The following is a 5835-nucleotide window of genomic DNA, read 5'->3' as shown; positions in this document are numbered from 1 at the left end:
GCACGCCTCTAAGAATTGACATACCGGCCACGGTTTTGGAAATTTGCGAAACCGGGGTATTTTTTGTCTCTTCTGCGGGGATTTGCTCTGGAACAGGCTTTACTTTTGGGCGGTTTCGCTTTATTCTTATAATAACAAGCAAGAACGGCCCTGCCGCGGCGGGGCCGATTTTTCAGGGAGCGTTATCGTTATGAATGAACAACCAATCGTATTCTGCAAGGGCGGCGGCTGCACCGCCAAGCTGGGCCCCGGCGCGCTGGCCCACGTGCTGGAAAAGCTGCCCCCCTTTACCGACCCGAACCTGCTGGTGGGCTTTGACCACTCGGACGACGCCGCCGTCTACAAGCTCACCGATGACATCGCCATGGTGCAGACGCTGGACTTCTTCCCTCCCATGGTGGAGGACCCCTACATCTTCGGCCAGATCGCCGCGGCCAACGCCCTCAGCGACATCTACGCCATGGGCGGCACGGTGAAAACCGCGTTGAACATCGTGTGCTTCCCCGAAAAGATGGACTTAAACATTCTGGGCCGCATCTTGCAGGGCGGCGCGGAGAAGGTGCGGGAGGCAGGCGGTATCCTGGCGGGCGGCCATTCCATCGCGGACAGCGATGTGAAATACGGTCTGTCGGTCACCGGCATCATCCACCCGGACAAGGTGCTGGAAAACAACGCCTGCCGCCCCGGCGACGCGTTGATTCTCACCAAACCTCTGGGCGTGGGCATCGTCTGCACCGCCAGCCGGGTGGGCCAGGCCAGTGACGAGGCCATGGAAGCAGCTATCGCCAGCATGACCACCCTGAACAAATACGCCTCTGAGGCGCTGGCCCCCTTTGCGCCCCACGCCTGCACCGACGTGACCGGCTTCGGCCTGCTGGGCCATCTGAACGAGATGCTGGCGGCGCGCTGCGGCGCACAACTGCACTGGAAAGCACTGCCCCACATTCCTCAGGCGCTGGAATACGCGGATGAGTTCCTGCTCACAGCAGCCGCCCAGCGCAACCGGAACCATCTGGAGGGCAAGGTGGAGTTTGAATCCACCCCCTTTGCGGTGGAGGAGCTGCTCTTTGACCCCCAGACCTCCGGCGGACTGCTGGTCAGCGTTCCCGCAGAGCAGGCCGAGGAAGCCCTGTCCGCTGTGCAGGCGCTGGGACTTGACTGCGGCATCATCGGCCACGTGACCGATGAACATCCCGGCGTGATTCGCGTCACGGAATGACCCCCTCTTCCCTTTTCACTCTTCACAGAAATCGAGGTTTTAAACATGCAATATCAGGTAAACGCCATGGGCAAGCCTTGCCCCATCCCTGTTGTGGAAACCAAAAAGGTCCTGGCCCAGATGACCGCGGGCGACACCGTGACCGTATCGGTGGATAACGCCATCGCGGTGCAGAATCTTCTGAAGATGGCCAGCCAGAAAAAGCTGGCCTCCGAAAGCCGCACCCTGGCCTCCGATCACTACGAGGTAGTACTGGCCCTCACCGAAGAGAGCCTGCCCGCCGCGCAGACTCCCATAGCGGAAGAAGCCCCTGCCTGCATCCCGGACGCCCGCGCCAAGGGCACAGTGGTGGTGCTGTCCAGCGATGAGATGGGCAGCGGCGACCCGGTGTTGGGCAAGGCCCTGATGAAGGCCTTTGTCTATGCCCTTACCGAGCAGGACATTCTGCCGGACACCATTCTGCTGTACAACGGCGGAGCAAAGCTTTCTGTTGAGGGTGCGCCCACTCTGGCGGATCTGAAGCTGCTGGAAAGCCAGGGCGTGGAGATCATGACCTGTGGCACCTGCCTGAACCATTACGGTCTCACCGAGCAGCTGGCGGTGGGCAGCGTGACCAACATGTACGCCATTGCGGAAAAGCTGATGGGCGCGGCCCGGGTGGTCCGGCCGTGATCTATCTGGACAACGCCGCCACCAGTCTGCACCGACCCGACTGCGTGGTGCAGGCGGTGGCCGAAGCCATGAATGGGATGGGCAACTGCGGCCGGGGCGCCCATGCGGCCAGCCTGGCCGCCGGGCGCACAATCCACGAGGCCCGCAGCCGCATCGACCGGCTGTTCCACGGCTACGGCGCCCAGCAGGTGGCCTTCACCGCCAATTCCACCGCGGCGCTGAACATTGCCATCTCCAGCCTGCTGGCAGAGGGCGGGCACGCCATTGCCACCGCACTGGACCACAACAGTGTTCTGCGCCCACTCTACCGCAGCGGGGCGGACCTGACCATTCTGCCTGCGGATGAAAACGGCCGTCTCTCGCTGGAGGGATTGGAAGCCGCCTTCCGGCCGGACACCAAACTGGTGGTCTGCACCCACGCCTCCAACGTGACCGGCGATCTGGTGGACATTGGCCGCATCGGTGCGGCCTGTGCTGCCCATGGAGTGCCCTTCGTTCTGGACGCTTCCCAGACGGCAGGCTGCTTTGCCATCGACATGCAGGCCATGGGCATCGATGTACTCTGCTTCACCGGCCACAAAAGCCTGCTGGGTCCTCAGGGCACCGGTGGACTATGCGTTTCGCCCCGGCTGCGGCTCTCCCCTCTTTGCGTGGGCGGCAGCGGCGTACACAGCTTCGACCGGGAACACCCCGCTCAGATGCCCACCGCACTGGAAGCAGGTACCCTGAACGGTCACGGCATCGCTGGATTGGCGGCAGCGCTGGAATGGCTGGAGGAGACCGGCCTTGATACCATTCGCCACCGGGAGCAGGCCCTGGCAAGCCGGTTTTATCAGGGCGTGAAGGACCTGCCCGGAGTGAAATGCTACGGCGACTTTTCCGCTGCTGAGCGCTCCCCCATCGTGGCGCTGAATCTGGGTGACTGGGATTCCTCGCTGGTGAGCGATGAGCTGGCCCAGCGGTTCGGCATCCTCACCCGCCCAGGGGCCCACTGCGTGCCGCTGATCCATGAAGCCATGGGCACGGTGGCGCAGGGTGCGGTGCGGTTCAGCTTCGGCTATTTCAACACGGAAGAAGAGGTGGACGCGGCCATCCGCGCTGTGGACACCCTTTGCAGGGAGGAAGCATGAGACCCAGAAGCCTACAGCTTGTGATTGCCTTTGATACCACCGCTGCCGCTCTGGCCTTTGAGGCCGCCGCTCCCGCGGCGGGACTGGCCGGTCGGCTGATTCCGGTGCCCACCGCCATCACGGCGGGCTGCGGTCTTGCCTGGCGGGACGACCCCGCCAGCCGGGACACCGCCAGCGCCCTGCTGACCCGGGAGGGCATTGCCGGAGCCAGCCTGCATGAGCTGGTGATCTGAGGATTCCACATTTCAAACAATCTTGCACGCAGCGCCGAATGAGCCGGCGCTGCATTTTTTGTTATCTGCTCTCAGAACTCTTTTGAAATTAGGCCTTCTTTTTTTGTTTGTTTTCATGTATAATAGATTGGTCTATATCGACTTTTCAAAATCTCTTTCGAGCATACTGTTCTATTATAAGAAAACGAAGGATAAGCGAGGTTATTATGCTTTCTGTAAATGACGTAAGTTTGCAGTTTCAGGGCAACTATCTGTACAAGAATGTGAACCTGAATTTTGTGCCGGGCAACTGCTACGGCATCATTGGTGCCAACGGCGCCGGCAAGTCCACCCTGCTGAAGATCATCTCCGGCGTGATCGAGCCCACCAGCGGCAGTGTGTCCATCGGTCCGGATGACCGGATGAGCGTGCTGGAGCAGGACCACTACAAATACGACGAGTTCTCGGTGATGGAGACCGTCATCATGGGCAACCGCCGTCTGTACGACATCATGAAGGAAAAAGACGAGCTGTATGCCAAGGAGGATTTCTCCGAGGCGGACGGCGAGCGCGCCGGTGAGCTGGAGGCGGAATTTGCCGAGATGGGCGGCTGGGACGCCGAGACCGAGGTCAACCAGCTGCTGAGCGGTCTGGGCCTGCCCACCGACCTGCACTACGCCCAGATGGACGCACTGGACGGTCGCCAGAAGGTGAAGGTACTGCTGGCACAGGCTCTGTTCGGCCAGCCCTCCATCATCCTGCTGGACGAGCCCACCAACGGTCTGGATATTGAATCCATCGACTGGCTGGAAGAGTTCCTGATGGATTACTACGGCACCATCATCGTGGTCAGCCACGACCGTCACTTCCTGAACGCGGTCTGCACCCACACCGTGGACATCAACTACAACAAGGTGCAGATGTACGCGGGCAACTACGACTTCTGGTACGAGTCCAGCCAGCTGATGCAGCAGCTGATCCGCAACCAGAACAAGAAAAAGGAAGAGAAGATCAAGGAGCTGCAGTCCTTCATTCAGCGCTTCTCCGCCAACAAGTCCAAGTCCAAGCAGGCCACCAGCCGCAAAAAGATTCTGGACTCCATCCAGCTGGAGGAGATGCCCGCTTCCTCCCGCCGTTACCCCTTCGTGGGCTTTGACCCGGAGCGGGAGGCCGGCAAGGACATCCTGTTCGTGCAGGGTCTGACCAAGACCGTGGATGGCGTTAAGGTGCTGGACAACGTGACCTTCACCATGAACAAGAACGACAAGATCGCTCTGGTGGGTGACAATGAGGTTGGTATGACCACCCTGTTCAAGATCCTGATGGGCGAGATGGAGCCGGATTCCGGCAGCTTCAAGTGGGGCGTTTCCACCAGCCAGAGCTACTTCCCTCAGGATAACTCCGCCTTCTTCGACGGCTTCGAGGGCAACCTGATCGAGTGGCTCCGCCAGTACAGCCCGGATCCCACCGAGACCTTCCTGCGCGGTTTCCTGGGCCGGATGCTCTTCTCCGGCGACGAGGTCTACAAGCCCGCGTCGGTGCTGAGCGGCGGTGAGAAGGTGCGCTGCATGCTCTCCCGCATGATGATGTCTCACTCCAACGTTCTGGTGCTGGACCAGCCCACCAACCATCTGGATCTGGAAAGCATCCAGGCGCTGTCCAACGGTCTGGCCTCCTTCAAGGGCAACCTGCTCTTCTCCTCTCACGACCATCAGTTCATTGATGAAATCGCCAATCGGATTATTGAGATCCCCCTGGGCCAGGAGGGCTGCCTGGACCGCACCGGCAGCTTTGAGGAATTCCTGGCCTGGAAGAAGGAGCGGGGCCTGTAAGCCAGGTTCTCTTCTCTTCCCCATTCTATAAAACGCAGAAAAAGCAGCACCCGCCTCCGGAACTTCCGGAGGCGGGTGCTGCTTTTATTGGAGGTTGGAATGGCTGTTAACGTTGTTTGCGAGGCATGGTCCAGGCATTGTGATCGGTATGGAGCAGCTGATGAGAGCGATGGCTCATGGGCTCGCCCAGATACTCGGCATACAACCGCTGCACGTCCGGGTTCTCGTGGGAGAAGCGCAGTGCGGCGCTGCTGTCCAGTGCATAGAGGTTCTTGCCCCGTTCAAAGGCAAGCTCCTCGCCGTCGTGGATGGGCTGACCGCCGCCGCCCACACAGCCGCCGGGGCAGGCCATGACTTCCACAAAGTCATAGGACACTTCGCCCTTTTCGATCTGCTCCAGCAGTTTGCGGGTATTGCCCAGGCCGCTTACCACAGCGGTGCGCACCACGGCGTCGCCCAGATGGAACTCGGCGGTAGTCACACCGGTGCCCTGCCTCTGGCTGCGCACCTGCTTGAAGGCGTCCGCGGGCGGGTTCTCACCCATCACCACATAGTAGGCAGTACGCAGGGCGGCTTCCATTACGCCGCCGGTGGCGCCGAAGATCACGCCCGCGCCGCTGCCGGCCTGCATCAGGTCATCGCAGGGACGGTCCACCAGGGTGTCCGGCCGAATGTGGGCCGAGCGCATCATGCGCACCAGCTCACGGGTGGTGAGCACCGCGTCCACATCGTGGCCTGCGTACTCGCCGTCGAACAGCTCCATGTTCCGC

At 61.0% G+C, this 5835-nt stretch carries 7 protein-coding genes; 6 read left to right on the top strand and 1 reads right to left on the bottom strand.

The window, feature by feature from the left end:
- The 6 genes from J7G73_RS12130 to J7G73_RS12105 form a co-directional block, all read left to right on the top strand.
- Positions 1 to 194 (top strand): hypothetical protein (locus J7G73_RS12130; RefSeq protein ID WP_291246442.1); only part of this gene is annotated, 194 nt, incomplete at its 5' end.
- Positions 191 to 1219, top strand: coding sequence for a selenide, water dikinase SelD (selD, locus tag J7G73_RS12125; protein ID WP_291246441.1), 1029 nt, complete (start codon positions 191 to 193; stop codon positions 1217 to 1219). The genes J7G73_RS12130 and selD, both read left to right, overlap by 4 nt.
- 45 nt (positions 1220 to 1264) lie before the next feature.
- Positions 1265 to 1891, top strand: coding sequence for a sulfurtransferase-like selenium metabolism protein YedF (yedF, locus tag J7G73_RS12120; protein ID WP_291246440.1), 627 nt, complete (start codon positions 1265 to 1267; stop codon positions 1889 to 1891).
- On the top strand, positions 1888 to 3021 hold the full coding sequence (locus J7G73_RS12115; RefSeq protein ID WP_291246439.1) for an aminotransferase class V-fold PLP-dependent enzyme: 1134 nt from the start codon (positions 1888 to 1890) through the stop codon (positions 3019 to 3021). The genes yedF and J7G73_RS12115 overlap by 4 nt, the downstream gene beginning before the upstream one ends.
- The gene (locus tag J7G73_RS12110) at positions 3018 to 3254 is read left to right on the top strand and encodes a DUF3343 domain-containing protein (RefSeq protein ID WP_291246438.1); all 237 of its coding nucleotides are present in this window, start codon (positions 3018 to 3020) and stop codon (positions 3252 to 3254) included. The genes J7G73_RS12115 and J7G73_RS12110 overlap by 4 nt, the downstream gene beginning before the upstream one ends.
- A 206-nt stretch (positions 3255 to 3460) precedes the next feature.
- The gene (locus J7G73_RS12105; RefSeq protein WP_291246437.1) at positions 3461 to 5065 is read left to right on the top strand and encodes an ABC-F family ATP-binding cassette domain-containing protein; all 1605 of its coding nucleotides are present in this window, start codon (positions 3461 to 3463) and stop codon (positions 5063 to 5065) included.
- A 106-nt stretch (positions 5066 to 5171) separates the two neighbouring features.
- Here J7G73_RS12105 and J7G73_RS12100 read toward each other — a convergent pair.
- Positions 5172 to 5835, bottom strand: a 664-nt coding sequence (locus J7G73_RS12100; protein ID WP_291246436.1) for a [Fe-Fe] hydrogenase large subunit C-terminal domain-containing protein, incomplete at its 5' end; no start/stop codon positions are given.

The organism is Allofournierella sp. (assembly GCF_017889395.1).
GTDB lineage: Bacteria > Bacillota > Clostridia > Oscillospirales > Ruminococcaceae > Allofournierella.
The sequence above is the reverse complement of the archived record's forward strand: the minus strand, read 5'-3'. Positions and strand labels throughout refer to the sequence as shown.

Excerpts from the sequence above, each read along its gene's own strand:
- J7G73_RS12105 (WP_291246437.1), top strand. The coding sequence starts at position 3,461 with ATGCTTTCTGTAAATGACGTAAGTTTGCAGTTTCAGGGCAACTATCTG.
- yedF (WP_291246440.1), top strand. The coding sequence starts at position 1,265 with ATGCAATATCAGGTAAACGCCATGGGCAAGCCTTGCCCCATCCCTGTT.
- selD (WP_291246441.1), top strand. The coding sequence starts at position 191 with ATGAATGAACAACCAATCGTATTCTGCAAGGGCGGCGGCTGCACCGCC.
- J7G73_RS12110 (WP_291246438.1), top strand. The coding sequence starts at position 3,018 with ATGAGACCCAGAAGCCTACAGCTTGTGATTGCCTTTGATACCACCGCT.